At 57.4% G+C, this 25414-nt stretch carries 22 protein-coding genes and 1 riboswitch; of the genes, 12 read left to right on the top strand and 10 right to left on the bottom strand.

From position 1 onward, the window contains the following. Positions 1-27: 27 nt before the first annotated feature. Positions 28-111, bottom strand: a riboswitch (cyclic di-GMP riboswitch). 269 nt (positions 112-380) lie between these two features. After that, positions 381-1610 (bottom strand): M24 family metallopeptidase, encoded by a 1230-nt coding sequence (locus tag LZP73_RS09570; RefSeq protein WP_234234602.1) that lies wholly within the window; start codon positions 1608-1610, stop codon positions 381-383. 379 nt (positions 1611-1989) lie between these two features. On the opposite strand from LZP73_RS09570, the gene LZP73_RS09565 reads away from it, so the two are divergent. The 3 genes from LZP73_RS09565 (at position 1990) to LZP73_RS09555 (ending at position 5930) form a co-directional block, all read left to right on the top strand. Then, on the top strand, positions 1990-3777 hold the full coding sequence (locus tag LZP73_RS09565) for an aminopeptidase P family protein (RefSeq protein WP_234235251.1): 1788 nt from the start codon (positions 1990-1992) through the stop codon (positions 3775-3777). 186 nt (positions 3778-3963) lie between these two features. After that, positions 3964-4530: a GNAT family N-acetyltransferase gene (locus LZP73_RS09560; RefSeq protein WP_234234600.1), complete on the top strand. Its 567-nt coding sequence runs from the start codon at positions 3964-3966 to the stop codon at positions 4528-4530. 71 nt (positions 4531-4601) lie between these two features. Continuing rightward, the gene (locus LZP73_RS09555) at positions 4602-5930 is read left to right on the top strand and encodes an NAD(P)/FAD-dependent oxidoreductase (RefSeq protein WP_234234598.1); all 1329 of its coding nucleotides are present in this window, start codon (positions 4602-4604) and stop codon (positions 5928-5930) included. Between the two features lie 73 nt (positions 5931-6003). On the opposite strand, the gene nhaC is transcribed toward LZP73_RS09555, so the two are convergent. Both nhaC and LZP73_RS09545 read right to left on the bottom strand, forming a co-directional pair. Further along, positions 6004-7527, bottom strand: coding sequence for a Na+/H+ antiporter NhaC (gene nhaC, locus LZP73_RS09550; protein ID WP_234234596.1), 1524 nt, complete (start codon positions 7525-7527; stop codon positions 6004-6006). Between the two features lie 378 nt (positions 7528-7905). Further along, positions 7906-9471: a S8 family serine peptidase gene (locus LZP73_RS09545; RefSeq protein ID WP_234234594.1), complete on the bottom strand. Its 1566-nt coding sequence runs from the start codon at positions 9469-9471 to the stop codon at positions 7906-7908. A 464-nt stretch (positions 9472-9935) separates the two neighbouring features. On the opposite strand from LZP73_RS09545, the gene LZP73_RS09540 reads away from it, so the two are divergent. After that, positions 9936-11234, top strand: coding sequence for a DEAD/DEAH box helicase (locus LZP73_RS09540; RefSeq protein ID WP_234234592.1), 1299 nt, complete (start codon positions 9936-9938; stop codon positions 11232-11234). A gap of 169 nt (positions 11235-11403) precedes the next feature. Next, positions 11404-12045 carry a DUF2913 family protein gene (locus LZP73_RS09535; RefSeq protein ID WP_234234590.1) on the top strand — a complete coding sequence of 214 codons (642 nt, stop codon included), beginning with the start codon at positions 11404-11406 and terminating at the stop codon, positions 12043-12045. 92 nt (positions 12046-12137) lie between these two features. On the opposite strand, the gene LZP73_RS09530 is transcribed toward LZP73_RS09535, so the two are convergent. After that, entirely contained in the window at positions 12138-12827 is a 690-nt protein-coding gene (locus tag LZP73_RS09530) for an OB-fold-containig protein (RefSeq protein ID WP_234234588.1), read from the bottom strand. Positions 12828-12899: 72 nt separating this feature from the next. Beyond that, positions 12900-13457, bottom strand: coding sequence for a DsrE family protein (locus LZP73_RS09525; protein WP_442800736.1), 558 nt, complete (start codon positions 13455-13457; stop codon positions 12900-12902). 171 nt (positions 13458-13628) lie between these two features. Here LZP73_RS09525 and LZP73_RS09520 point away from each other — a divergent pair, with 171 nt between their 5' ends. The 5 genes from LZP73_RS09520 to LZP73_RS09500 all read left to right on the top strand — a co-directional run bounded on the left by LZP73_RS09520 (position 13629) and on the right by LZP73_RS09500 (position 16949). Further along, the gene (locus LZP73_RS09520; RefSeq protein ID WP_234235250.1) at positions 13629-15134 is read left to right on the top strand and encodes a carboxypeptidase M32; all 1506 of its coding nucleotides are present in this window, start codon (positions 13629-13631) and stop codon (positions 15132-15134) included. 78 nt (positions 15135-15212) lie between these two features. Next, entirely contained in the window at positions 15213-15704 is a 492-nt protein-coding gene (locus tag LZP73_RS09515; RefSeq protein WP_234234584.1) for a GNAT family N-acetyltransferase, read from the top strand. 1 nt (position 15705) lies between these two features. Further along, entirely contained in the window at positions 15706-16056 is a 351-nt protein-coding gene (locus LZP73_RS09510; protein WP_169564552.1) for a DMT family protein, read from the top strand. A gap of 15 nt (positions 16057-16071) precedes the next feature. After that, the gene (locus LZP73_RS09505) at positions 16072-16329 is read left to right on the top strand and encodes a DUF2960 domain-containing protein (RefSeq protein ID WP_169564404.1); all 258 of its coding nucleotides are present in this window, start codon (positions 16072-16074) and stop codon (positions 16327-16329) included. 110 nt (positions 16330-16439) lie between these two features. Beyond that, positions 16440-16949 (top strand): RDD family protein, encoded by a 510-nt coding sequence (locus tag LZP73_RS09500; RefSeq protein WP_234234582.1) that lies wholly within the window; start codon positions 16440-16442, stop codon positions 16947-16949. A 112-nt stretch (positions 16950-17061) separates the two neighbouring features. Here the strand turns inward: LZP73_RS09500 and lptG are convergent, their stop codons facing one another. After that, positions 17062-18120 carry an LPS export ABC transporter permease LptG gene (gene lptG / locus LZP73_RS09495; protein ID WP_234234579.1) on the bottom strand — a complete coding sequence of 353 codons (1059 nt, stop codon included), beginning with the start codon at positions 18118-18120 and terminating at the stop codon, positions 17062-17064. Continuing rightward, positions 18117-19229 (bottom strand): LPS export ABC transporter permease LptF, encoded by a 1113-nt coding sequence (lptF, locus tag LZP73_RS09490; protein WP_234234577.1) that lies wholly within the window; start codon positions 19227-19229, stop codon positions 18117-18119. The genes lptG and lptF overlap by 4 nt, the downstream gene beginning before the upstream one ends. A gap of 222 nt (positions 19230-19451) precedes the next feature. On the opposite strand from lptF, the gene pepA reads away from it, so the two are divergent. Next, the gene (pepA, locus tag LZP73_RS09485) at positions 19452-20960 is read left to right on the top strand and encodes a leucyl aminopeptidase (RefSeq protein ID WP_234234576.1); all 1509 of its coding nucleotides are present in this window, start codon (positions 19452-19454) and stop codon (positions 20958-20960) included. Between the two features lie 161 nt (positions 20961-21121). Here pepA and LZP73_RS09480 read toward each other — a convergent pair whose 3' ends face one another. Beyond that, positions 21122-22015, bottom strand: a complete 894-nt coding sequence (locus tag LZP73_RS09480) for a universal stress protein (protein WP_234234574.1) — start codon at positions 22013-22015, stop codon at positions 21122-21124. 344 nt (positions 22016-22359) lie between these two features. On the opposite strand from LZP73_RS09480, the gene LZP73_RS09475 reads away from it, so the two are divergent. Further along, positions 22360-23265: a sensor domain-containing protein gene (locus LZP73_RS09475; protein WP_234234572.1), complete on the top strand. Its 906-nt coding sequence runs from the start codon at positions 22360-22362 to the stop codon at positions 23263-23265. Between the two features lie 111 nt (positions 23266-23376). On the opposite strand, the gene LZP73_RS09470 is transcribed toward LZP73_RS09475, so the two are convergent. Beyond that, positions 23377-23760, bottom strand: coding sequence for a DoxX family protein (locus LZP73_RS09470; RefSeq protein WP_169564397.1), 384 nt, complete (start codon positions 23758-23760; stop codon positions 23377-23379). A gap of 133 nt (positions 23761-23893) precedes the next feature. Beyond that, positions 23894-25414, bottom strand: a complete 1521-nt coding sequence (locus LZP73_RS09465) for a metallophosphoesterase (protein ID WP_234234570.1) — start codon at positions 25412-25414, stop codon at positions 23894-23896.

The following is a 25414-nucleotide window of genomic DNA, read 5'->3' as shown; positions in this document are numbered from 1 at the left end:
GACAACCAACAAACATGACAAAGATCCTGCGGTGTCCCCGCTATCCTAGGCATTGCCCTTAGACCGGAGGCTTTGCGTCCCAACCTTTAGATTGGTTTGCCTTTCCCTTTTTCTTATTCTTCCCATCGACAATGACAACGTTGTCATTGTCGGGTGTAAGCATAGGCCCAAGCGCAAAGACTTTGCAACATTTTATTATCATTTGATCGAAGTTTTTGATAGTAAAGATAAAAAATGCAGACTTTACGGAACGCCATAGCATTTAATCGGATGGCAGATGACGGCCAATAAGCGCCTGAATAAACAAGCCGTTAAGCGGCAAGCGCCAGCTAAAGCGGCGCCGACCCAGGCTGAAACGGGTCGGCGCCGGCGGGCGTCTATCAGGCCTGATAACCGAAGGGATCGTCGATCGAATGAGCTGGCCGGGTAAACCACACTGGGCCATCCTCAGTCAGGTAAAAATGATCTTCATGGCGCACCCCGAATTCCCCCGGCACACACAGCATGGGCTCATTGCTGAAACACATGCCGGGCGCCAGAGGCGTGTCATCGTTCAACACCAGATAGGGCCATTCATGTATGTCCAGTCCCACGCCATGCCCCGTCCTGTGGGGCAAGCCAGGCACCCGATAGCCCGGGCCGAAGCCGGCGTTCTCAAGCACGCCGCGCGCCGCGGCATCGACGCTGGCACAGCTGGCGCCAACCCGGGCCGCCTCGAAGCCTGCCAGTTGCGCCGCCTGCTCCAGCTGCCATAGCTGCCGCTGACGCTCATTTGGCTCACCGAACACATAGGTGCGGGTAATATCCGAGTTGTAACCCTGCAGGCGGCAACCCGTATCTATCAACACCATGTCGTTGAGTTCCAACGCCTTGGGCGACTTGACGCCATGGGGATAGGCGCTGTCTTCGCCGAACAGCACTATGCAGAAAGAGGACCCTTTAGGTGCCCCAACCGCCTTATGGGCCTGGTGGATGAAAGCTTCCACCTCGGCGCTGGTGATCCCGACTCTCAGGATGCGCGCCGCCGCCTTATGCACCGCCAGCGTCATGTCCTTCGCCCTCTGCAACAGCGCCAGCTCGGCCGCAGACTTGAACATACGGCATCCTGAGATCACAGGCTTGGCATCGACAAAACTGACTCCAGGACAGGCTTGACGCAGACCGTCGAAGATGAAGAAGGCCGTGGCTTCGTCTATGCCTATCCTGGCGCTGTTCATGGCCGAGCCTATGCCCATACGTTGCAGCACAGAGGCGAACAGGACATAGGGGCTCTCGTCTTCGTGCCAGGTATTGACCCGGCCGCTGATTTCCATGAAGCCTTCCAGGGTAGCCAATTCGAAGGCCGGCGCTATATACTCCAGCGCCCCCCGGGCGGGCAGGATAGCGCCCACCATGCGCTCACTGGCATACCAAGGGGTACCGGTGAAATAGTAAAGACTGGTGCCGGCATTGAGGTAAATCGCGGCTATGCCCTGCGCCTGCATCAGGGCCTGGGCCCGTGTTAACCGCCGGGCAAACTCATCCCTGGAAATGGCTTCGACGCCCGCCGTCATATCCGCCAGCTTGGCTAATTCCTGGGCCGCATCGGCACCACCTACACCTAAAGTCATACTTGCCTCCTTCGAATGTCCATCCCCTGCCGGCAGCCGGCGCTGGGTCTTAATGGCTGAAAATCACTGCGTATGACTCTAGCACGATAACCGGGATACAGTATACAAAGTGGCACAAATAGACTATAAAGGAGGAGCGTCGACGGGGACGGCACGCAAAAGCGACAAGCGTCGATTTTTTTTCATCCGCCCTTGCCTTGCTTAACTTGCCCGCGCCTTGCGATAATCGGGGCACATTTTACCGTCAGGCATCCCCTGCGCTGCTTTTGGGGCAGCGACCGAGCCCGGCGGCGAGACCAACATAATTACTGGCGTGCCCCAGGCCAAAGCCAGCGACCTCAGGAGCCTCTCCCCTATGTCACAAGCCATGCCACAAACTATGTCACAAACCATCGCCTCACGTCTGGCCGCCATTCGCAGCGAGATGGCCAAAGCCGATCTCGACGCCTTCATCATTCCCCGCGCCGATGAATACCTGGGCGAATATGTGCCGGAGCGCAACGAACGTCTGCATTGGGCCACAGGCTTCACCGGCTCGGCCGGCATGGCCATAGTATTGAAAGACAGCGCGACTATCTTCATCGATGGCCGCTACACGGTACAGGTACGCCAGCAGGTCGATGCCAGCCAGTTCGATTACCTGAGTCTGCACGAAGTGCCGCAGATCCCCTGGTTGACCGAGACCCTCGGCGCCGGCAGCAAGATAGGCGTGGATGCCAGGCTGCATACCCTGGCCTGGTTCGAGCAAGCCGATGCCGAGCTGACCAAGGCCGACATGAGCCTGGTGTCCCTGGCTGAGAATCCGATAGATATCCACTGGCAAGACAGGCCGCAACTCACCACGGCCCCGGCGATCCTCTTCGATGCCGATGGCGCCGGCAAGAGCAGCCTGCAGAAACGCACCGAGATAGGCGCCGCCATAGCGAAAGCCGGCGCCGAAGTGGCGCTGATAGCCGCATTGGATTCATTCTGCTGGTTGCTGAATCTGCGTGGCAGCGATGTGCCGCGCCTGCCGGTGATCTTGGGTTCCGCCCTGCTCAATGCCAACGGCGACATGACACTCTTCACCGACCTGAATAAACTGCCCAGGGGGACACTCGACCATGTGGGTCCAGGGGTGGACTTCAAGGCCGAGAGTGAGCTCGAGACGGCACTGAGCGCCTTGGATGGCGTGAAACTGCTGGCCGATCCCAACGCCGCCAACGCCTGGTCGCAACTGACGGCCCGCGCCGCCGGGGCCAAGTTGGTTGCGGGTCTGGATCCCGTCGCCCTGCCCAAGGCGCAGAAGAATGCCGCCGAGCTGGCCGGCATGCGTGCCTGCCACGTGCGTGACGGGGTGGCCGTCAGCCGTTTCCTCGCTTGGCTCGATGCCGAAGTCGACGCAGGAAAGATGCATGACGAGGCCACCCTGGCCGACAAGCTGGAAAGCTTCCGCCTGCAAGATCCCCTCTACCGCGAGCCCAGCTTCGATACCATCTCGGCCGTCGGTGCCAACGCCGCCATGTGCCATTACAACCATAACAATGGCACCCCGGCGCGGATGACGATGAACAGCATCTATCTGGTGGACTCGGGTGCCCAGTATCTGGACGGCACCACAGACGTGACCCGCACCTTGGCCATAGGCCAAGTCACCGCCGAGCAGCGCAAGATGGTCACCCTGGTGCTCAAGGGGCACATAGCTCTGGATAGCGCACACTTTCCCAAGGGCACCACGGGCCAACAGCTGGATGCCTTCGCCCGCCAGTATCTGTGGCAACATGGCTTCGACTATGATCACGGCACGGGCCATGGCGTGGGTCACTTCCTCAACGTCCACGAGGGGCCGCAGCGCATAGGCAAGAACAGCAACGGCGTCCCCCTGCTGCCTGGCATGGTGGTGTCGAACGAGCCAGGCTACTACCGCGCCGATGGCTTCGGCATCCGCCTGGAAAATCTGGTGGCCATTCAGCACTGCGCGGCACTCGCGGGGGCCGAGCGGGAGATGTATGAATTCGACGCCCTGACGCTGATCCCCATGGACGCGCGCCTGATAGACAAGACATTGCTGACCCAGACAGAAATCGACTGGTTTAACCACTACCACGCCAGGGTGTTGGCGACCCTGGCGCCGCTGATGACGGGCGCCGAGCTGGCCTGGCTGGAAAGGGCGACCCAGGCCATCTAAGGCCGGTTGAAAGCCAAAGCCACAGATACCTCCTTCAGGGCCTCATTCGAGGCCCTGATTTTTTTTGTATCCCGCGACTGTTTGGGGGAATAGCCCATGGCGTCGCTGGTTTTCGTTTGTCTGTGTATGTTATCTTGACCTGGACTGATGCAACCTTTTTCACACATAAGATTAACAGGCGAATTTATGATACGTCCCCTCTCCCCGGGTGATTTCGACCGGGTCATAGCCCTGGGCGAACTGGTACACGGCGCCGGCTATATAACACTGGCCGAACTCGACAAGATATACCATCAGGGTATCAAGCATGGGGTCAACGCCAGCTTCGTCGCCACGGCCGGGGACTATGATGAGGCGCTTATCGGTTTTCGTCTCACCTATGCGCCGGAACAGTGGCAATTGGACCCCTGGTGCAGCCCAGAATTATGGGGCATAGCGCCCGAGCGGGTGTGTTATTTCAAGTCCAACACCCTGGCACCCGCGGCCCGCGGTCAGGGCCTGGGGGGGCGCCTGCTCGCGGCCTCGATCGCGGCGGCAATGTCTCAGGGGGCCGAGGCCGGAGTGACGCAACTGTGGAAGGAAAGCCCCAATAACGCCGCGGTGCGCTACTTCAGCAAGGCCGGCGGGCGTTTGATCAAAGAACACCCCAGCCGCTGGAATCAGGCCCTGGATAACCCGGATTATGTCTGTGTTCGCTGTGGTGACGATTGCCACTGCACCGCGGTGGAAATGTTGCTCGAATTCGGCCGCTAGGCACTAGCCTGCATGGCTTATCCGGACGCTCCCCGACCTTTTCCAAACTACAACGCCAAGCAAGGACCCCTATGTACGATCCCCTAGTGAATGCTTACCCGGCTCAGCAGGATTGGCCTCAATCCTACTGGGCATCCGGCGTCGATTTGCCCCCCGCCCAGGCCGCGCTCAGCGGCAACCACAGCTGTGATGTCGCCATCATAGGGGGCGGTTTCACCGGGCTCTTGACCGCCTACTATCTGGCGACAGAATTCAGCCTCGACTGTCGGGTGCTGGAGGCCAACCAGGTCGGCTTCGGCGCCAGTGGCCGCAACGCCGGCTTCGTGCTCAAGGGCTCGGGCAGACTGGGCTATGCCCAGATGGCCAAACGCTGGGATCTCGCCACCGCCAAGGGCATCTATCAGGAATTTACCCAGGCGGTTGCCAGGGTGGACGATCTCATCGGCCGCAACAAGATAGACTGCGAGCCGCAGGAGAAGGGCTACCTCAAGGTGGCCCACAATGCCAAGGCCCTGGGGCAACTTGAGGCCGCCGCAGGTTTCATCGCCAGTCATTTCGGCGACGATGCCGAGTTTATCTCGGGCACGGATTTTCGCGCCAATTACATGGATCACCACCAGGCCTATGGCGCCCTGCGCCTCAAGGATGGTTTCGGAGTCAATCCGCTGAAACTCTTGCTGGGCTACAAGGAACTCTTGCTGGCCAAGGGCATAGGCCTGTCGGAGCGCTCCTGTGTGCTGGAATGGCTGGAAGAGCCGGGCAATCACAGACTGATAACCGACTCGGGCGAGTTGCTGGCCAAGCGGGTCGTCTGTGCCGGCAACGCCTATACCCCAAAACGCTTCAACCCGCGGCTGGACAATAAATACCTGCCGATACTGAGCAATGTGATAGTCACTGCGCCCTTAACCTCTGATGAGCTTGCGGCCTCCGGCTTCAAGACCCACCAGGTGACCATGGACACCCGCATTCTCAAGTACTACTACCGCCTGCTGCCGGACAACAGGCTGCTGTTCGGCGGCCGCGGCGCCGTCTGGGGCAAGGATGCCGCCAATCCCAAGTATGGTGCCAGGCTGAAACAGGCGCTGGATCTCTGCTTCCCGGCGTTGGCCCACAAGGCGGTGGAATACAACTGGACCGGCTGGATAGCCGCCGCATTGGATGACATGCCTCATGTGTATGGCACTCAGGGAGTGGCTTACAGCCTGGGTTATTGCGGTGCCGGGGTGTCTTTCAGCGCCCAGGCCGCCTATCGCCTGGCACAGACAATTGCGGGCCAGGCGGTGCCGGACTTGCCTCTGTATCGCCAGCCGCTGCCTCAGTTCCCCTTCGCCGGCGCCAGACGCCTGGGACAATGGGGTTATTATCACTACGGCTGGCTGAAGGACAGACTGGGCTAAGGGCTTTATCCACGTACACAAAAAAGGGCCAGCTTAGCTGGCCCTTTTGTCGGATAGCGTATCGAGCCGAGGCTTACGCCAGCGCCTCGCGCTTGCTGTCCTTGTCGGCCTGAGTTGCAGCCTCCTGGGCCCCAGTCTCGGCCCCGGTCTCCATTGCCGCCTCGGGCAACATCTCTATCTTGATGTTGAAGTAAGCATAGGCGGCACTGACCAGGGGGCAGATAAGGTTGAAGAAGGCGAAGGGCAGATACGCCAGGGTTGCGACCCCAAGGGTGCTGCTCATGTAGGCACCGCAGGTATTCCAGGGCACCAGGGGACTGGTGAGGGTGGCCGAATCTTCCAGCGCCCGGCTCAGGTTGACGGGTGCCAGGCCACGCTTGGTATATTCGAGTTTCAACATGCGCCCAGGCAAGACTATGGCGATAAACTGATCCGCTGTGATGATGTTGGCGCCTATGCAGCAGCCCAGAGTGGTGATGATAAGGCTGCCACTGCCGGTCACCAGCTTGAGAATACTCTTAAGTATGCGCCCAAGCAGCCCTGTCACTTCCATCACACCGCCGAAGGCCATGGCGCAGAGGATCAACCAGACGGTATTGACCATGCTGCCCATGCCACCCCGGCTCAGCAGGCTATCTAGCACCTTGTCGCCGGTATTGGCCGTGTAGCCATCGAACATGGCGATCCAGATGCCTTTGATCAAGGCGACCGCCGGCAGCAGGCTGTCGTCGTTGACGAAGCTCAGTATGCCGTCGAACTGGAATAACGCGGCACAAACGGCCCCCGCCAGGGTTCCCAGAATCACGGTCGGGAATGCCGGCATCTTCTTATAGGCCAGGAACAATACCACCAACAAGGGCAACAGCAACTCCAGTCCCGGATGGTAATTTTGCTCGAGCAGGCTCAGGGTGACATCGAGATCTGTCTGCACCTCACGGGCCGGACCACTCAAGCCAAGGAAGAGGAAACCCAGCAGCGCCAGCAGTATACTGGGGATGGTTGTCCAAGTCATATGCTTGATATGACTGAAGATATCTGTTCCAGCAACGGCGGGGGCCAAGTTGGTGGTATCTGACATGGGCGACATCTTATCGCCGAAATAGGCCCCACTTATGATGGCGCCGGCAGTCATCTCGATATTCAGTCCCATGGCCTGGGAGATGCCTATGAGGGCGATACCCAGGGTGCCGGCCACAGTCCAGGAGCTGCCGATACTCAGGGCAACCACGGCGCACAGCAGACAACAGGCGGCATAAAAATAATCCGGATTGAGGATCTGCATGCCGTAATAGATCATGGTGGGCACAGTGCCGGCGAGGATCCAGGTCCCTATCAGAGAGCCGACGCTGAAGAGGATCAACAGGGCCCCGGTCGCAACCCCGATACTGCGGACTATGCCCTGCTCCATCTCGGCCCAGGAGTAACCATTCTTGACCCCTATGACGATCGCGATACAGGCCGCCAGGATAAGGGCTATCTGGTTGGCTCCCGAGGAGCTGTCGGATGAAAAGAGATACACTGAGGCGATCAACATGCTAATCAGCGCCAAGATGGGGATCAGTGCGTCTAACAGGGTCGCAGGTTTATGTTGTGACATGAGGTGCTTCCTATAATCTTTCTTATAATTTTTAGCTTTGCTGCTTGTAGCCATAAGGTAAAACATGTTTAAAACATGTAACCCGAGTCAGCATCCTGACATAGAAAGCCGGTGAAAGTCGACCATCTAATGTCGGTCTGGGCCTCTCCCGAGGGCAAATTCGGCATTAACAGGCGGTGACAGGGGAGCCCAGGGACGAAAATTGGCGAGTCCCCATGTGGCAATCCGGACGGGCCAAGCTCCCACATAGGCTTGATTTCATTTACAAGAAATCGACGTGCCTGTACGCCAGGCATAAAAAAGCCGGCATTGCTGCCGGCTTCAACTTTGCCATCTAGATGGCTTTAAAAAATCTACCGCATTTCGCGTCTATGACTGTTAGTTACCTGAGCAACCGTAAGTCGTCAGGTAAGCGTTCGCCGCGGCGGCATTGACTATGCCGTAACCGAAGTAATCGTCTTTACCCGCAGCTCCCGCATCCATGGCCGTGGCCTTGAAGGCGTTGCGTATGTCGGTGCCGGTACATTCTGAATGGTTAGACCAAACCAATGCCGCCATACCTGAGACAGCAGGCGTCGCCATGGAGGTACCGCTCATGTAACCGTAATCGGCGCTGGCGATATCAACCACGGCAGCAGACGCAGCCAGCAGCGCAGTTCTGTCTTCTTGCGCCGCGCCCACGGCAGGGATGCTGGTGACATTGGTGTCACCCAGAGTGGCATACAACATGCCGGGCTCATTGTTGATTATGATGGCGCCGACGCCGCCCGAGTTTTCACAGTTCAGCACCTTGTCGTGGAAGGAAATCACGCCACGGTCGATGACACACACCTTACCGTTGGCACCCGCATCTACCGCTTCGGCGGTGCCCATGAAGTAAGTGCTGCCGGATGCAGAGCCCACATTTTCCATGGCTGCAGACGCATAAGTGACGCCATCGGCAGACAGGCTTGGCACAGTCGCCAGACCCGCAGGGTAAGTCGACAGTGTGTTTACACCACCGGCAGTGACTTCGACACAGATAGTCTCGTCATTGGTCGCCTTCTTGCCGCGGCCGCTCTTACAGCTGGGGAATTGCGAGAAATCGGCGATGTGGTTGTCGGCATCGTTGGCGCCAATCATCATCACAGAAGGGTAACCAGCAGGGTATGAACGTACGTTGTTGCCATCGTTACCTGCGGCGGCAACCACCAGGCCACCGGCGGCGGTGAAGGCATCGAAGGCATTCTTTTCTGTGTTGTTGGCAGCACCGCCACCCAGGCTCATGCTGATGATGTTGGCACCGGCGGCGCTACACTTGCTGGCGGCGAGCGCCAGATCTGAGGAGTAGCCCCAACCTGCTTCGTTGAATACCTTGACTATGTGCATGGCAACACCGGGCGCCATGCCGATCACGCCGATGTTGTTATCCGCTGCACCTATGGTGCCTGCGACGTGGGTGCCGTGTGGGCCGCCCTGTTCGAACCAGTTACCCGTGCCGGAATCGTTGTCGCCCGTGATGTTATTCCAGTCGAAATCCGGGTTTGAGCTATCCAGGCCTGAGTCTATGATACAGACCTTCATGCCGGCGCTGGCATTGAAGTTAACCTGGTTGGCTTGAGATTGATACACGGCGTAAGGAGTAACCTGCTGTGTCATTGGGTCACCGGCATCATCGCTGAACAATGACATGGGCATACGACGCTCATCGGCTTCTACTGCCTTGACGTGCGGGTTATTCAACAGGCCTTTCACCTGAGCCAGATCTTTACCACTGAAGGTTGCGGCGATGAAACCGTCACCGTCCACATTCAGCTGAGCCCCTAATTTCTTTGCCAGCGCCTTGACCACGCCCTTATGGCCATTGTCCACTTGAATAACGTACCTGTCATCCGCCGCCTCGGCAGTGGCGATAACGCCGACAGACAGGGCTAAGAGTGCACTTGCGACCTTGGTTAATTTCATTCTGCTTGCTCCATATTATTGTTGTTTAAGATAAAAGCACTACACCTCAGCCCATAGCAGCTTATTTACTGCTTCTTATGTCACATTCTGTGATGCTGTGTCAGGTACTCAGGCGGTCAGAAATTAACACAGGGAAATAAATATAACAAGTGGTTAACAAATGAAACAATATTAATACATTTACCGTGCGCTATACCTTAAAACTTCAATCGCCCCCACGCCAGCATTCGCCCTGTTAGCGGCCGCAAACACAGGGGCGCACACTTTTTCGGCTCAGGGATAAAAGAACAGGTTTTAGGCAGAAAATTTGCTATACTCCGCGGCCGCCATTTTTATGTTGCGCCGGATAGCTTAAAGTAAGCTGGAGACCAGGCGCTGGGCAGAAACAGGCCAAATACATAGGTTAAGCCAGCCTTAGCCACAGACGCTGAGTTGTTAGCATGAGTCAAGCACAGGAACCCAAGATGAGATTTGAATCTTTTAGTTTTTCACCCGAGATTTTGCGCGCTATCTCAGATTGCGGTTATCAGGACATGACGCCCATTCAACAACAAGCCATACCTGCCATTCGCCGCGGCCAGGACGTGTTGGCCAGCGCCCAGACGGGGACGGGCAAGACTGCCGCCTTCGCCCTGCCAATACTGCAGAAGATGGTTGAAAAACCACGCGAGGTGCAGAATTCCAATGCCCGGGCGCTCATCCTCACACCGACCCGTGAGCTGGCTTCCCAAGTGGCCGACAACATCCGTGCCTACAGCCAATATTTGGATTTCAGCGTGCTGACCATCTATGGCGGCGTCAAGCTGGATACCCAGGCGCAAAAACTCAAACGCGGTGCCGATGTGATAGTCGCCACCCCGGGACGCCTGTTGGAGCATCTCACCGCCTGTAATCTGAGTCTGTCCAATGTCGACTTCCTGGTGCTGGACGAGGCCGACCGCATGCTGGACATGGGCTTCAGTGCCGACATCCAGAAGATCCTCCAGGCGGTAAATAAAAACCGCCAGAACCTGCTGTTCTCGGCCACCTTCTCCAGCTCGGTGAAGCAACTCGCCAACGAGATGCTGGTCAAGCCCAAGGTGATCAGCGTCGACAAGCAAAACACCACGGCGGCAACCGTCAGCCAGGTTGTCTACCCTGTGGAGCAGCGCCGCAAGCGCGAACTCCTGTCCGAGCTTATCGGCACCAAGAACTGGCGCCAGGTGCTGGTGTTTACCGCCACCCGTGATGCGGCCGATGAGCTGGTCAAAGAATTGAACCTCGACGGCATACCTTCGGCAGTGGTGCATGGCGAGAAGGCCCAGGGCAGTCGCCGTCGTGCCTTGCGCGAATTTGTCGAAGGCAAGATGCGGGTGCTGGTCGCCACCGAAGTGGCCGCCCGCGGCCTGGATATTCAGGGGCTGGAATATGTAGTCAATTACGACTTGCCTTTCCTCGCCGAAGACTATGTCCACCGCATAGGCCGTACCGGCCGCGCCGGCAAGACAGGGGTGGCTATCTCTTTCGTCAGCCGTGAGGAAGAGCGCACCCTGGCCGATATCGAGAAGTTGATAGGTCAGAAAATCCGCCGGGTGACTGTACCTGGCTATGAAGTGGGTAACCGGGATTTGCTGCTCAAGCAACTGCAGAAACGCCGCAGCTTCGCCAAGAAACAAGAGCGCGGCGACAACGCGGGTGCCCAGGTGATAGCCGAGAAGAATATGCAGGGCCGCAGGGTCAAGGTAGGCAAGACCACCCAGGCCAAACTGAAGAAGATCAAATAACGACACACGGGGCTGCGGCCCCGTTTTAGTTTCCCGCTGACGCCTTCAAGCCGGCCGGCTCCATTGCCGCAGCAAAAGGTCAAAATGATTAGACAGTTACCCAGCGCATTTTGCTAAACTAGCGGCGCCGCGCCGACATTATCGGCATCAACCCTGCGGCGGAGCCAAGATGAATTCTCAAACCCCAACTCAAAGCTATAATCAGGCAGTGCTCGAACTGGCTGTCGCCGGTCTCGCCGCACTCGAGGCCTCGGGTCATAACAGGGCCCAGCGCACTCCGGCACAAGAGAGCCACTTCCTGTGCAGCTGGATGGCAGACTCGCTGAAGGAAAAACGTTTCTCCAAACTGGTAGCCGAAGATCTCGCAACCTGGATACGCCAAGGCCGCAGCCTGGGGGCCGGTGCCAATCTCCCCTCTTTACTCGGGCGCATAGTTAGCCAATACCGGCAGGTTTTAGACAAGGAAACGGGACTTGGCACAGGCCTCAAGGCCATGCTGACTGAGCTGCAGGCTCTGGGGTGGCTCATTTTCACCGACGCCGAGGTAGACACTAAACTCAAACTCGACAGCGAAGGTCAATCCAGCCTGATCATTTCTGCCGGTGAGTTTGAACGCCATATCCAAGACGGTGAGCTGATTAAACCCATCACCCTCTATGTGCGCGCCGATGAGAAGCTGTTGGCCGAAACCGCCCTCGCCAACGGACTCTTGCTGAGCCAAGGCAATAAGAAGAGTTCATTGGTAAAACACCATAAGGCCTACCGCCTGAGGCCGGCCAACAGGCTCGATGCCCTATGCCTGCTGGTCTAAGCACCACCTGGACCTATGCCCAGGATGGACCGCTACAGGCCCTGGGTCTCTGGTGCCTAAGGCTAGCTTTCTCTGTAAAATCGGGGTTTTGTCTAACCGAGTCTCTGTCGAACCGGGTCGTTGTCAAACTGGGTCGCAGACCATGCCTGGCCATCATAGTTGAGCAACATCACCCGGGCACCTACATCCAAGGTTCGCCCAGATGACTCTGGCTCGACCAGGACATAGTGTGGCCGCTGATATTGATCCCAGACCAGGGCTTCCGACGGGGCGCCCTTGGTCGCGCAGCCTAAGGTAATAGTGGCGATACAGCCACTGAGATCATCGTCGGAAAAAGCCTCGGGGGCATCCTGGCTCAGCCTGCGGGCGAGGAAACAGCCGCAGTAATGGCAGGATAAGGAAGCCAAACATACGGCCAAGGGCAATGAATAGGGTTGAGGCAACATCTGCCCTGAGTAAAGCAGACTGATGAGGTTGACCCCGAAGCCTGCCAGGGCAAAACTGCTCAGTGCCAACACGAACCAGATAAGCAACGGCAAGCGGTTAACGCTCAGCCAGCCCGACAAGGCGGACAGGCTCAGACTGGACTCGGGATTGTCATAATCGACATCCACTGGCACCCATCTGTCTATGGCATTGAGCATGCTCACCCCGGTCAGGAGTGTCATTATCTCGACCACTCCCAGGGTCAATACCAATACCAAGGACACTGTGTAGGGCACATTGGCCTGAACCATCAAAAAGGCCATCATCATCTCTCCCTGAGCATATACGGCTTCCATTCACATCACGGCTCTTTATAATTTAACATTTAAACTACATATAGCAAGTCCCGGCGCACTTAAAACAATAGCTTAAAACGGATTCAAACTATAACCCGAGCCTGCGAGCACGGCATGGGCCGTCATGGCAGACAGCGCCATGTCGACACTTAGCAATAACGCCTCGCGTCCCAGACCATAGTAAGCGGCGCTCTGGCCACAAACATAAAAGTGAACACCTTGGGCACTCAATGCCTTTATCAAGGCGGCATTGGCATTGACCTTGTCACTGCCATCGTGCTGGCGGGCATAGAAAGCCTGATTGCTCAGATCGACCACCGCCGCACCATGCACCACCATCGCCAGCTCTATGTCCTCGGGTTTAACGCCGGCGGCCACATGCATGTTGATGAAACGCGCCATGCTATCTAAGCCAGGGTTAAGCTCACCCGCTTGGGCCGCCTTGCTCATGTCGAAGACCACCTTGAACTTCATCCCCTGCGGGATCCCCCAACTGGTATCCACCTTGGCGATACGGCCATAGGTCTTGAACACAGGCCCAGGCTGAAAAGCGTCCAGCCCCGCCATTGCCGTCAAAGGCGATAACAGGAGTCCGAGGCCGAGTACCAGGGTCGAGCGCATCAACTTCATGTTGGATTTCAATGGCAGTTCCTCAATCTAAGATAACAATACAGGTCCATGGTCCATGTTGGCCGACTCATGCTAGCATGGTCAGGTTTCTCCTGAGACACAAACGCAAAGACACAAGCCAAGGACTGAACAAGACAGCCTATGACAGCCACAGACAAACACGCCGCCGGCATGAATGATACGCCTGACAGCACAGCTAACAGCCACCCAAGTTACGACAAATTGGCTCGGCATTTCCAGAAAATTTCCCATTTCGAACATTTCAATGCCTTGGGCGACTGGGATCAGGCAACCATGATGCCAATGGGTGGCGCGGCCGCCCGCGGTGAGGCCATGGCCGAGCTGGCACTGCATCTCCATGAACTCAAGACAGCCCCCATGCTGGCAGAGGGCTTGGCGCAGGCGAGCCGAGAGCCGCTGACCGGCGAGCAACAGGCCAATCTCAGGGAGATGCGCTATCACTATCAACAGGCCACCCTGGTCCCTGGCGATCTGGTGCAGGCCAAGACCCTGCAGGGCTATAAGTGTGAGAATGCCTGGCGTGAACAGAGAAAACATAACGACTGGCATGGTTTTAAACCCAATCTGGAGGCGGTCATCGCCCTCACCCGCGAAGAGGCCCAGATCCGCGCCGACGCCTTGGGGATCCCGCCCTATGATGCCCTGCTGGATAAGTTCGAACCCGGCATGACCACGGCCAAGCTGGATGCCAACTTCGGCCAACTGCAGCTCTGGCTGCCCAACCTCATCCAAGAGGTGACGGACAAACAGGCCGGTGAGCCCGGCGTCAGCCTGAATGGCAAGTTCGGAGTCCAGGCCCAGCAGCACCTGGCCCGTGACCTGATGCAGTTGCTGGGATTCGACTTCAACCAGGGCCGCCAGGATATCAGCAGCCACCCCTTCTGCGGCGGCGTGCCTGGAGATATTCGCCTGACCACAAGATTCGATGAGGCCGATTTCACCAGCGCCCTGATGGGCATAATACATGAAACCGGCCACGCCCGTTACGAGCAAGGCCTGCCCCTGGCCTGGCGCGGGCAACCCGCTGGGCTGGCGCGCTCCATGGGGATCCATGAGAGCCAGAGCCTGTTCTGTGAAATGCAGCTGGGCATCAGCCCGGCCTTCCTCGCCATGCTGCAGCCCAAGATCCAGCGGCACTTGCATTACCCTATGACCCAAGACGAACTCGCCAGGCTCTACACCAGGGTCAAACCCGGCCTCATCAGGGTCGACGCCGACGAAGTCACCTACCCATGCCATATACTGCTGCGCTTCGAGGCCGAGAAAGCCTTGATCGACGGCAGCCTAAGTGTCGCCGATCTGCCTGACTTCTGGTCACAACAGATGCAGCGCCTGCTGGGGATCAATACCGACGGCAACTATCGCGACGGCTGCATGCAGGACATTCACTGGACCTTGGGCGAACTGGGCTATTTCCCCAGCTACACCCTGGGTGCCATGTATGCCGCCCAGTTCAGGTTTGCGATGGAGCAGACCCTGGGGCCCATGGATGAATTGTTGGCTCAGGGTAGACTCGAGGCCCTGTTTGCCTGGCTCGAGGACAAGATCTGGTCCAAGGGCTGCTTGCTGACCACGGATGAGCTGATGCTGGGCGCCTGTGGTGAGGCCCTGGATGGCAAGTATCTGGAGCGCCATCTGCGACAAAGATATCTCTGAGACAAGGATATCCTGACCGGCGGCTTTTGGTTACAATGGCCGCCTGTTCGGCTCTTTTAGCCCTGAGTGACCTCAAGCATGTTATTGCGCACCATTGCCCCAAGTGACTGGGAAGCCATAGTTAAGATCCAGGACGAATGTTATTCGCAGCTGGCGCCGGAATCTTTGGCCGTGCTCCAGAGCAAGTGGCGGGTCGCGCCCGAGTCTTGCTTCGTGATCCAGGCGGGGCAAACCTTGGTCGGCTATTGCCTGGCGCACCCCTGGGCTGGCGGCACCCCGCCGCCGCTCTATCACTGCATCGACAAGCTGCCACAGGCTGAAACCTTGTATCTGCATGATATGGCGATCTCAGCCGATGCCCAGGGACTTGGGGCCGGTCGCCAGGCGCTGACCAGACTGAAGCAAAGGGCACGGGAACTCGGGCTGACCTCCCTGTCTCTGGTGGCTGTGCAAGGTGCGGCCGGCTACTGGCAGAAGATGGGCTTCAGGGCCAAACCTTTGGCCAAGAGCCTGGACAGTTACACCCAGGATGCCTGTTACATGGTCATGATTCTGGATGACGACGCCTGATATGCACCCCAGCCTAGTCACCATCAGCCTCCTGTGCCTGAGCAACATCTTTATGACCTTCGCCTGGTATGGGCACCTGAAGACCATGAGCGGCAAACCTTGGGTGTTAGCCGCCCTGCTCAGCTGGGGCATAGCCCTGTTCGAATATTTACTGCAGGTACCGGCCAACCGCATAGGTTACACTGTGATGAATGTCGGCCAGCTGAAAATCTTGCAGGAAGTGATTACCCTAAGTCTGTTCGTCCCCTTTGCGCTCTGGTATCTCAAAGAACCCCTCAAGTTGGATTATTTGTGGGCAGGCCTCTGCATTCTGGGCGCAGTCTATTTCATATTCAGAAGTGAATTAACCTAGTTTCAGGAGTTTTCCATGGCACGCCAAGTGACCTACACCTTTAAAGGCCAGACCAAGACCATAGCCTTCAGCTACGACAAACATCATGACCTCTACGAAGCCGTGGCCGAAGCCGAAGGCATAGATCTCAAAGGCTTTCTGGCGATGGAGCAGCAGATAGCCATGACCTCGCGCAAAGGCGCCAAGGCGGAGAAAGAGTTCAGGAAAGTCGAGTTTGCCCGTTTCGGCTTCAGCAACATACATTTCGTCAGAGACGAGGAAGACGCTGACTAGCGGACGTTCGCCGGCAGCAAGCGGCCCGGGCGGCATGGCCCTGGCCCTTATCCAGGGACAACCCATCTCAAGACACGTTATTAGAAGATCTCTTTACACAGGACTAGCTTATGCTTAACACAGAACACGCAAACTTTCCCCGCGCCGGCTTTTTCCGCCGCCTGGGCGCCATGATCTATGACCTGTTGCTGGCGGTGGCGGTATACATGTTTTTTGGCGCCCTGGGCTTCGGCGGCTTCTGGCTGCTGACCAGCACTGAACTCATCGCCATGAATGGCTTCGAGCATGTCTCGGATCTGCTCAATGGCACGCCCTTGTATCACGGCCTATACCAGTTATGGCTGGTGCTCTGTGTCGGCACCTTCTACGCCCTGTTCTGGAGCCGCGGCGGCCAAACCCTCGGCATGCGCGCCTGGCGCTTGAAGGTACAACATCCCAACGGCCAGAATCTCAGCCTGGTCACTGCCTATGCCCGCCTCGTCTGGTCGCTGCTGGGCATAGGTAATCTGTGGATATTGCTCGACGGCGACAAGCTGGCACTGCAGGATAGGATGACCCGCTCCGAGGTGGTGGTGTTATCGGTCGAGGCCAATCAGATGCGCAACTGGCACGGCGCCTGACCCAAGCCCAAGCCGCAGATATTTGCCCTGCCACAATAAAAAAGACGCCTCGCGGCGTCTTTTTTATTGTGCTCTTTGCTATTCGCACTTGGCTCTTGGGCTGGCGCTATGGCTATTTCCGAATGTAATACAAGGCGACGCCGCTAAATAGCAGGCTGGGGATCACTGCGCCCAGCACGGCCGGCAACTCGTATACCAGGGTCATGGGGCCGAAAATCTCGTTACAGATATAGAAGCTGAAGCCGGCCACGACGCCGAGCAACACCCTGGCCCCCATGGTCACTGTCCGCAATGGCCCGAAGATGAAGGACAGGGCCACCAGGAGCATCACGGCCACTGTGATGGGCTGCACCAGCTTACGCCACAGGGCCAACTCATAACGACTGGGATCCTGACTGTTGGTCTTGAGATAATCCAGATAGCCCACCAGGCCGCGAATCGACAAGGCATCCGGCTTTACCGACACCACACTGAGCTTGTCCGGCGTCAGGGTCGACTGCCAGGCAAGGTGTTCCAGATAGCTCAACTTGACCCGCTCATCCGTGATGCTGGTACGCCTGACCTTGAGCATGCGCCAATGTTTGTCGATAAACTCGGCCTGCTCGGCATGCACTACCCCAACGAGCTTGAGATCCGCACTGAACTCATACAGGGTGACGTCTGTCAGCCGGTCGATATCGTTAATCTCGCCTATGTTGACGAACAGATCCCCGTCTTTGGCCCAGATCCCCCGGTGGGACTTGAGCAAGCTGCCACCAGAGATCTGGGTCGCCTTCAGCTCGCTGGCTTTTTGCTCGGCGGCCGGGGCGACCCACTCCCCCAGCGCCATGACCAGCAGCATCAGAGGCACGGCGGTCTTCATCGCCGACAGAGTGATCTGCAAGCGCGACATGCCGGATGCCTGCATCACCACCAGCTCGGAATTGGATGCCAGCATGCCCATGCCGATGAGCGCCCCCAGCAGCACTGCCATGGGGAAGAACATTTCTATGTCGCGGGGCACCAGAAACAGCACATAGATGCCGGCATCCGTCATGCTGTAGGCGCCCCGGCCCACCAAGCGCAGTTGGTCCACCCACTTGATGATGCCCGACAGTCCGGTCAGGATCAGCAGACACAGGGTCGAAGTGCTGAGCAGCACCCGCGCTATATAGAGGTCCAGTATCTTCATGCCGCCAGCCCCCTGCGTTTGAAACGCAAGCTCAAGCGACTGCCCAATGGCCTGTCCTTACCCAGTAACAGGAATCCCATCACCAGGGCCGAGGCATGTATCCACCACATCCCCAGATAGGCAGGAATGATCTCATCCTCGAGCGCCTTGCGGCCGGCGACCATCAAACCAAAATAGCCCAGATACAGGAGCACCGCCGGAAACATCTTGGCGAACTTGCCCTGGCGCACATTGACCCTGGCCAGCGGCACGGCGATCAGTGTCATCAATGGAATTGCCAGCGGGATCGCCAGGCGCCAATGAAACTCGGCCACGGCCTCGGGACTTTCGATATCCAGCAAATTCTTGAGTGGCAGTGCCGACAGCTTGCGTCTGCGCTCATCGACCTCCTGCTCTTTGATCTGCATCTTATAGCCACCGAACTCTATCAGCTGGTAGTCCATGGCCCTCGGGCTGCCTTGATAACGCACCCCGTCATCCAACTCCAATTGTTGGGCCCGGCTCTTGTCTTCCACCACCCGGCCACTCTTGGCCACCACCACATTGGTGACTCCGGATTCATCCTCGGGATCCGGCAGCTGGGCCACGAAGACTTTCTCCAGCTGGTTATCCTTGCCTATGCGTTCGACAAACAGCACGGCCCTGCCATTGGGACTGGCCTGGAACCGTCCCTGAACCAGGGCCGCCAGCCCGGCTTCCGACTGGGCTTGCTCCAACACCTGATTCTGGCGTTCCTCGGCCCAGGGGGCGACATACAGGGACAGGTAGCCGGTGAAGATCATGTTGGCCAGCGCCAACAACAGGGTCACCCGGGTGACATACCATTCGCTGACGCCCACGCCGTGGAACACCACCATCTCGTTCTCGGCATACATGCGCCCATGGGCCAGCAAAATCCCCAGAAACAGACTCAAGGGTAGTACCAGTACGGCGAGATAAGGCAGATTAAGGCCCAACAGGGTCATGACTAAGGAAGCGGGAAACTCGCCGTCGGAGGCATCGGCCAGCACGCGCACGAAATGCTGGCTAATAAAAATAGTTAGCAGTACCAAAAGTACCGCGATTTGCGCTTTTAAAACTTCGCGAATCAAGTATCTAAATACAATCACAGGCAGGATCCGGTGTCTAAACTTATCTTTTTGCTGGTAACAGAGTAACATTCATGTAGACTGTCTACTTTTGATAGTTTTCTGACCAACTTCAGGGGTTGCTGGCAGACATAACTGCCAAGGCTAATACACCTTTTGGAGTAAGAACTTACGCCCGCGAGGGCACAAGCAGACATTATCCAATAAATATAAAAATTTGTCTTTAAGAATCTAGGAGTGCTCATGGAGTTTAGCGTAAAGAGCGGCAGCCCCGAAAAACAACGCTCGGCTTGTATCGTCGTCGGTGTCTACGAACCGCGTCGCCTGTCCGGTATTGCCGAACAACTGGATAAAATCAGCGAAGGCTACATCAGTAACCTGCTGCGTCGTGGCGATCTGGAAGGTAAGCCAGGACAGATGTTATTACTGCACCATGTTCCCAATGTGCTGAGCGAACGCGTCCTGCTGGTCGGTTGCGGTAAAGAAAGGGAATTGGACGAGCGCCAATACAAGCAGATCATTGCCAAGACCATCAACACCTTAAATGAAACGGGTTCGATGGAAGCCGTATGCTTCCTCACAGAGCTGCACGTTAAGGGACGGGATACCTATTGGAAGGTACGCCAGGCAATCGAGACCACGAGCAACAGCCTCTATAGCTTCGATGCCCTCAAGACCCGCAAGGGTGAGACCCGTAGACCACTGCGCAAGCTGGTGTTCAACGTGCCGACCCGTCGTGAACTGACGGTTGGTGAACGCGCCATAGAGCATGGCATGGCCGTCTCTGCCGGCATGCACCTGTGCCGCGACGTGGCCAACATGCCACCGAATATCTGTAATCCGGCTTATTTGGCGTCCCAAGCCCGGCAAATGGCCGAAGTTCACCCGCAACTGACTGTGACCACAGTCGGCGAAGAACAGATGGCCAAGTTGGGCATGAATTCCTATCTGGCCGTTGGCCGTGGCAGCCACAATGAATCCATCATGACAGTGATGGAATACAAGGGTGCCGTCGACAGCACAGAGAAGCCTATCGTCTTGGTAGGCAAAGGCCTGACCTTCGACTCGGGCGGTATTTCACTCAAGCCAGGCGAAGGCATGGACGAGATGAAATACGACATGGGTGGCGCCGCCGGTGTCATAGGTGCCATGAAGGCCCTGTGCGAGATGAAGCTGCCGATCAACGTAGTTGGGGTACTGGCGGGTTGTGAAAACATGCCGTCGGGCAACGCCTATCGTCCTGGCGACATACTGACGACCATGTCCGGACAGACGGTCGAAGTGCTCAACACGGATGCCGAGGGCCGCCTGGTATTGTGCGACGTGCTGACCTATGTCGAACGCTTCGATCCCGAGTTGGTGATAGACACGGCCACCCTGACCGGTGCCTGCGTCATCGCCCTGGGCAAACACGCCTCCGGCCTATTCTCGTCCCACAACCCGCTGGCGCATGAGATGCTCAATGCCGGCGAGCAGAGTGGCGACCGCGCCTGGCGCATGCCGCTGTGGGACGAATACCAGGACATGCTCGACAGCCCGTTTGCCGACATGAGCAACCTGGGTGGTCGTCCGGCCGGCTCTATCACCGCCGCCTGTTTCCTGTCGCGCTTCGCCAAGAAGTACAACTGGGCGCATCTGGATGTGGCAGGCACAGCCTGGAATAGCGGCGCCAACAAGGGTTCTACCGGACGTCCGGTTCCCCTGTTGAGCCAGTTCCTGATCAACCGCGCCGGCGTTGAGCTGGGCGAATAAGCCGGCTGCCGACCTTGACGCGGGTCGACTGATATAGCTCGCAGCCAAAAGGGCGAAGACATCATGCTTCGCCCTTTTTGTATTTGTACTTCCCCAAGACGATGCCACTGCACAGTTTTTGAATTGCACTTAAGCAAGGCTCCCGCCACAAGGCGATGGTATTAGATGGCTATCTTGACCTTGACCTCAGGGCTTATCACCAGGAGATCCGTATTGGTCACATGAATGATCTTTTCCGCCATATTTCCTATGAGTTTGCCCATCAGCCCCTTATGCCCCATGGAACCGACCACCAGGCATTGGCTGTGAAGCCTTTTCGCCAGCCTGGCAATCGCCCCCCAAGGTTCCCCTTCCTCTATGTGGATGCAATCCGGTGAAATATCATAATCTTCGACCAGCCGGGCCATATTCGCTTGCGCCGCCCCCATGATCTTGTGGGCATAGGCATGGGGGTCGACCAGATCCAAGTCTTTCAGCAGAGTGGGGACTTTGATGGCATAGGCACAATGCAACTCGGCGTCGGTCTGAACCGCCAGACGAAAGGCGCACTCGAGCAATTGGGCATTCAGCGCTTGTTTATCGGCGGACTTGGCCAATACATCCAGCGCGACCAGCACCCGCTTCTTGGCGTTGAATTGCTCCTTCGCCACTATATAGACTGGGATAGGGGCATCGCGGAATAACAGCCAATCCGTTGGTGTGTAGAACATACCTTCGCTGCGGTGTCCCGTCTTGATGATGAGATCATATTGATGGCTCTGGCAGCTGGCGAGTATCCACTCATACAGGTTCTTCTGCCAAATGACCTCCAGGTTGACGCTCTGCTCACCTGCATGGGTATCTATGAAGCCTTGCCACCAGTTTTGCAGCTCCAACATGATCCTTTGCTTGAGCAGCGGGCCATTGATCTCGGGATCGCTGATGTCGACCCCTGGCTCATAACAAAATGCGGCGAGATGGATCTTGGCACCGGACGTACGCGCAAGCTCCTTCGCCTTCAGAAAAGCACTCTGTGGCTCCCCGGGTTTGTCGGCTATCACCAGAAAGTTTTTCATCAAATATCCTCCATAATCGCAAGTGTCGCTGTCGCCATGCCCAGGTGGTAACGCCTTGAAAGGACACTTGGGTTACCCAGACATGGCCTATGACATGAAACGGACTTAGGATTAATTATGGTCCGAGCTTAGGCTTTTGGACACCTCATAATCCGGACCAGTACAGTCACACAGTCCTGAATAACGACCCGGATGACATAAGCCGGGACATTCCGCCGCGCGTTCGTTACTCTCATAGGCAAATAAATGGAAACAAACCTATGTACTATAAATATTAATAGCGGTGAGCGCGTCAACATAGAATACTCACTGCATCACTCGCTCCATTAGCCGTCGGAGGCTGGATGTTTTCCTCGTTAAGCGACTATCTAGATCAACTGCTGGAAGCCATATGTGTAGTGGATGAGAACGGCAAATTTCTCTATTTGAGCTCGGGCTTCAAGCGGATTTTAGGCTATGAAATCCAAGAGCTGCTCGGACGCTCCATGCTGGAGTTTGTCCATCCCGACGATCGGGAACGCACCCTGAAAGCCGCCCGGGAAATTATGGCCGATGGCGCCAAGGTGGATTTCGAAAACCGTTACCTGCGCAAGGATGGCCAAATTGTCGATATTCAGTGGTGCGCCCAATGGAATGCCACGGATAAGGTAAGGATCGCCGTCGCCCGTGATGTTACCAAACATAAGGAACAGCTGAGCTTACTGCAAAACCTGGCTTTCTATGACCAGCTCACCCAACTTCCCAACAGGGCCCTCTGCAGCGATCGCCTGCGGCAGGCCTTCGCCAGGGCCAGGCGCGAGCAGACCCAGTTGGCCTTATTGTTTGTCGATCTGGATAAACTCAAATACGTCAATGACACTGAGGGTCATCAAGCGGGCGACAGGCTGCTGCTCAGAACCGCCCACTGCTTATCCGGCTGCGTGCGTGACTCAGACACAGTATCCCGCTTCGGCGGGGATGAGTTTGTGGTGATCCTGGATGAGATAGAAGACGAAGACAAGGCGCTGATGATTGCCAACAAGATCTTGAGCCAGCTGCGAACGCCGCCGGCCTCTTCGCTGCCAACGGCGGCAGCTGACAGTTACGTCATTCAGGCCAGCATAGGCGTGGCCACCTACCCCAAACACGCCCGGGATGAGCACAGCCTGCTGGCGGCCGCCGATCGCGCCATGTACCTCGCCAAGCGACTCGGCGGCGACAGGATCCAGCTGGCACAGGATGCCACACTCGGCATCCTGGATAACCTGTGATCCTTGGCACTGGCGGCAAAGCCGTGGCTATGCACTGTGGGCATACCACAGTGCATCACCTGCAGCGACTGGCACACTAAGCACTAAGCACCAGGCAACTAGGTAAGCACACTAGGCACGCTTGGCCTTGGCGTCGACACTGAATTCACCTGCACCATGCACATAAAGCATCAGCAAACCTCCCGCCATGGCAAAGTTCTTCATGAACATGATCATCTGCATCTGATCACCGAAGTTGCTGTGGAAGATGAGTGCCGCAACAATGCTGAATCCGGCCAGGGCCAGCGCCACCCAGCGGGTGAAAAACCCGGCGATCAGTGCCAGGCCGCCGACTATCTCCAGCAAGATCACCAGTGGCAACAAGGCACCCGGCAGCCCCATGGACTCCATATAGCCCTGAGTGCCGGCATAACCTGCACCGAGTTTACCTATGCCGGCCAACAGAAAAATATGCGCCAGCAACACCCGGGCGACTAATACTATGGCATTGTTCATCACTTCCTCCTTTTGTTTGAAAAAAAGCAACTTATCTGCCTAGCACTATAAATATAGCAAACAAGGGTAAAACCTGACTCCTGGCCTGTATTTAACCAACAATGGCTGGAATAGGTCCGCCTGGGCCGAAACCTCACTCACATATGCGACCGCCCTCGGCGGCATTCGTAGAATCACAACGGATGAAGGCCTTGCCCTGGGTATCCAGCATCCGCGCCTGCCAGGCCTTGTCCGGCCCGGTCTCTATGGACAGAAAGCCAAACTTGCCCTGGGCATTGCCCTGTGCCTCCTGCCCGTCGATTTGGACGGCAAAATCCTGGTTCGCCTGGGTCGAACTTAAGCTGACGCCGCTGTTGCCAACCACGAGTTGCGGCGGGCGCTGGGCGGTCGCGGCAAAGCTCAGCGACTGGTAGCTATGCATGTGACCTGACAGGGACAGGGCCAGCTGTGGCGGCAGTTGGCCCGTCGGCGTCTGCGCCAGCGCCGTCTGCAACATCTTGTTCAGAGTTTGGCTCGGTCCGGAAACGCCCCATAGCGGCCTGTGGGTCATCAGCCAGATGGGCTCGTCCGGCAATGCGGCCGCTGCCTGTTGCAACTGCTCGAACTGGGCCTGGTATTGCGCCGTCAGGGCATTGGCGCTCCTGTCGTCACAGGCGTTGGCCGAATCCAGCACCCATAGTTGCAGCTTATCCAGGCTCAGGCGGTAGGGTGGCAGCAGCTTGATATGGCCGACAGCCTTTGGCGGCGGCGAGTCGAACTGGCCCTGCGCCGGGCAGGATTGCTGCGCTATGCCACCTGGCAGCGCCGAGCCTGGGCCGAGAAAATAGAACCAGCCTGGGCCCGCCCTGCTGCATAACTCATGGTTGCCGCGGGCGAAGACCCAGGGCGCGCTGGCCAGGAGCTCTTTTGCCGGCAGGAAGAAGTCCTCATACCAGGTCTGCCAGTTGTCCGGTTTGGGACTGCCAGCGGCATTCTGGCTGTAATAGGTTTCATCCAGGCCACAGGATGGGCCGCCATAGTCGTCGTCGCCGGCATCATAAGCGTATATGCCGTTGGCGATGCTGCCGCCGGTGCCGCGATAGTTGTAATCCCCCATATGCAGGATCAGGCTGCCCTGGCCCCCTTGCGCCTGTAACTTAAGCCCCTGTTGCGCCAAAGTCGCGAAAGGCTCGGCCGCAGTGCCCGCCGCGCATACCTCGCTCTTGCAGCCGGAATCACCATATACCAGCACATGCTTGGCCCCCAGGGTCACGGCGGCGAGTTTTATGTCACCGCCGGCCGAGTGATAGCCGATCCCGGCGGCGATTTTTGCCTCACACAGGGTCACGGGGAAGTTGCCCGTGTCCGGGTGCATTCCCCGCACCCGGGTTGCCACCCTGCTGCCGTCGTCGCCCTCGAGGACGGGACAGAGGCCATCCTCTGTATGGACACCGGCCTGGATCACCCTGGCATAGATGAGCGTCGCGCCATCGTCGGCCGGCGCCAGCAGGCTATAGGCGGCATAGACGGTCGCAGCCGGGCGGGCCTCATCGGACTGCCCGGCCGGCGAAGCGTCTTGCCGGACGCAAGCGCTCAGCAAGACGGCGGCGACCGCCATGGAAACAAGCGGCCCGGCGCTTAGCCCAGGCAATTTTCGCGTAAAAAAATGCTGCAT

The sequence above is a fragment of the Shewanella sp. AS16 genome (assembly GCF_021412365.1).
Lineage (GTDB): Bacteria > Pseudomonadota > Gammaproteobacteria > Enterobacterales > Shewanellaceae > Shewanella > Shewanella salipaludis.
This window is presented reverse-complemented; position numbering and strand designations above follow the sequence as displayed.

Excerpts from the sequence above, each read along its gene's own strand:
- LZP73_RS09530 (WP_234234588.1), bottom strand. The coding sequence starts at position 12,827 with ATGGAAGCCGTATATGCTCAGGGAGAGATGATGATGGCCTTTTTGATG.
- LZP73_RS09535 (WP_234234590.1), top strand. The coding sequence starts at position 11,404 with ATGAATTCTCAAACCCCAACTCAAAGCTATAATCAGGCAGTGCTCGAA.
- LZP73_RS09480 (WP_234234574.1), bottom strand. The coding sequence starts at position 22,015 with ATGAAAAACTTTCTGGTGATAGCCGACAAACCCGGGGAGCCACAGAGT.
- LZP73_RS09500 (WP_234234582.1), top strand. The coding sequence starts at position 16,440 with ATGCTTAACACAGAACACGCAAACTTTCCCCGCGCCGGCTTTTTCCGC.
- LZP73_RS09525 (WP_442800736.1), bottom strand. The coding sequence starts at position 13,457 with ATGAAGTTGATGCGCTCGACCCTGGTACTCGGCCTCGGACTCCTGTTA.
- LZP73_RS09505 (WP_169564404.1), top strand. The coding sequence starts at position 16,072 with ATGGCACGCCAAGTGACCTACACCTTTAAAGGCCAGACCAAGACCATA.
- LZP73_RS09510 (WP_169564552.1), top strand. The coding sequence starts at position 15,706 with ATGCACCCCAGCCTAGTCACCATCAGCCTCCTGTGCCTGAGCAACATC.
- LZP73_RS09475 (WP_234234572.1), top strand. The coding sequence starts at position 22,360 with ATGTTTTCCTCGTTAAGCGACTATCTAGATCAACTGCTGGAAGCCATA.
- LZP73_RS09560 (WP_234234600.1), top strand. The coding sequence starts at position 3,964 with ATGATACGTCCCCTCTCCCCGGGTGATTTCGACCGGGTCATAGCCCTG.
- LZP73_RS09565 (WP_234235251.1), top strand. The coding sequence starts at position 1,990 with ATGTCACAAACCATCGCCTCACGTCTGGCCGCCATTCGCAGCGAGATG.
- LZP73_RS09470 (WP_169564397.1), bottom strand. The coding sequence starts at position 23,760 with ATGAACAATGCCATAGTATTAGTCGCCCGGGTGTTGCTGGCGCATATT.
- LZP73_RS09540 (WP_234234592.1), top strand. The coding sequence starts at position 9,936 with ATGAGATTTGAATCTTTTAGTTTTTCACCCGAGATTTTGCGCGCTATC.
- lptG (WP_234234579.1), bottom strand. The coding sequence starts at position 18,120 with ATGAAGATACTGGACCTCTATATAGCGCGGGTGCTGCTCAGCACTTCG.
- pepA (WP_234234576.1), top strand. The coding sequence starts at position 19,452 with ATGGAGTTTAGCGTAAAGAGCGGCAGCCCCGAAAAACAACGCTCGGCT.
- LZP73_RS09555 (WP_234234598.1), top strand. The coding sequence starts at position 4,602 with ATGTACGATCCCCTAGTGAATGCTTACCCGGCTCAGCAGGATTGGCCT.
- nhaC (WP_234234596.1), bottom strand. The coding sequence starts at position 7,527 with ATGTCACAACATAAACCTGCGACCCTGTTAGACGCACTGATCCCCATC.
- LZP73_RS09520 (WP_234235250.1), top strand. The coding sequence starts at position 13,629 with ATGAATGATACGCCTGACAGCACAGCTAACAGCCACCCAAGTTACGAC.
- LZP73_RS09515 (WP_234234584.1), top strand. The coding sequence starts at position 15,213 with ATGTTATTGCGCACCATTGCCCCAAGTGACTGGGAAGCCATAGTTAAG.
- LZP73_RS09465 (WP_234234570.1), bottom strand. The coding sequence starts at position 25,414 with ATGCAGCATTTTTTTACGCGAAAATTGCCTGGGCTAAGCGCCGGGCCG.
- LZP73_RS09570 (WP_234234602.1), bottom strand. The coding sequence starts at position 1,610 with ATGACTTTAGGTGTAGGTGGTGCCGATGCGGCCCAGGAATTAGCCAAG.
- LZP73_RS09545 (WP_234234594.1), bottom strand. The coding sequence starts at position 9,471 with ATGAAATTAACCAAGGTCGCAAGTGCACTCTTAGCCCTGTCTGTCGGC.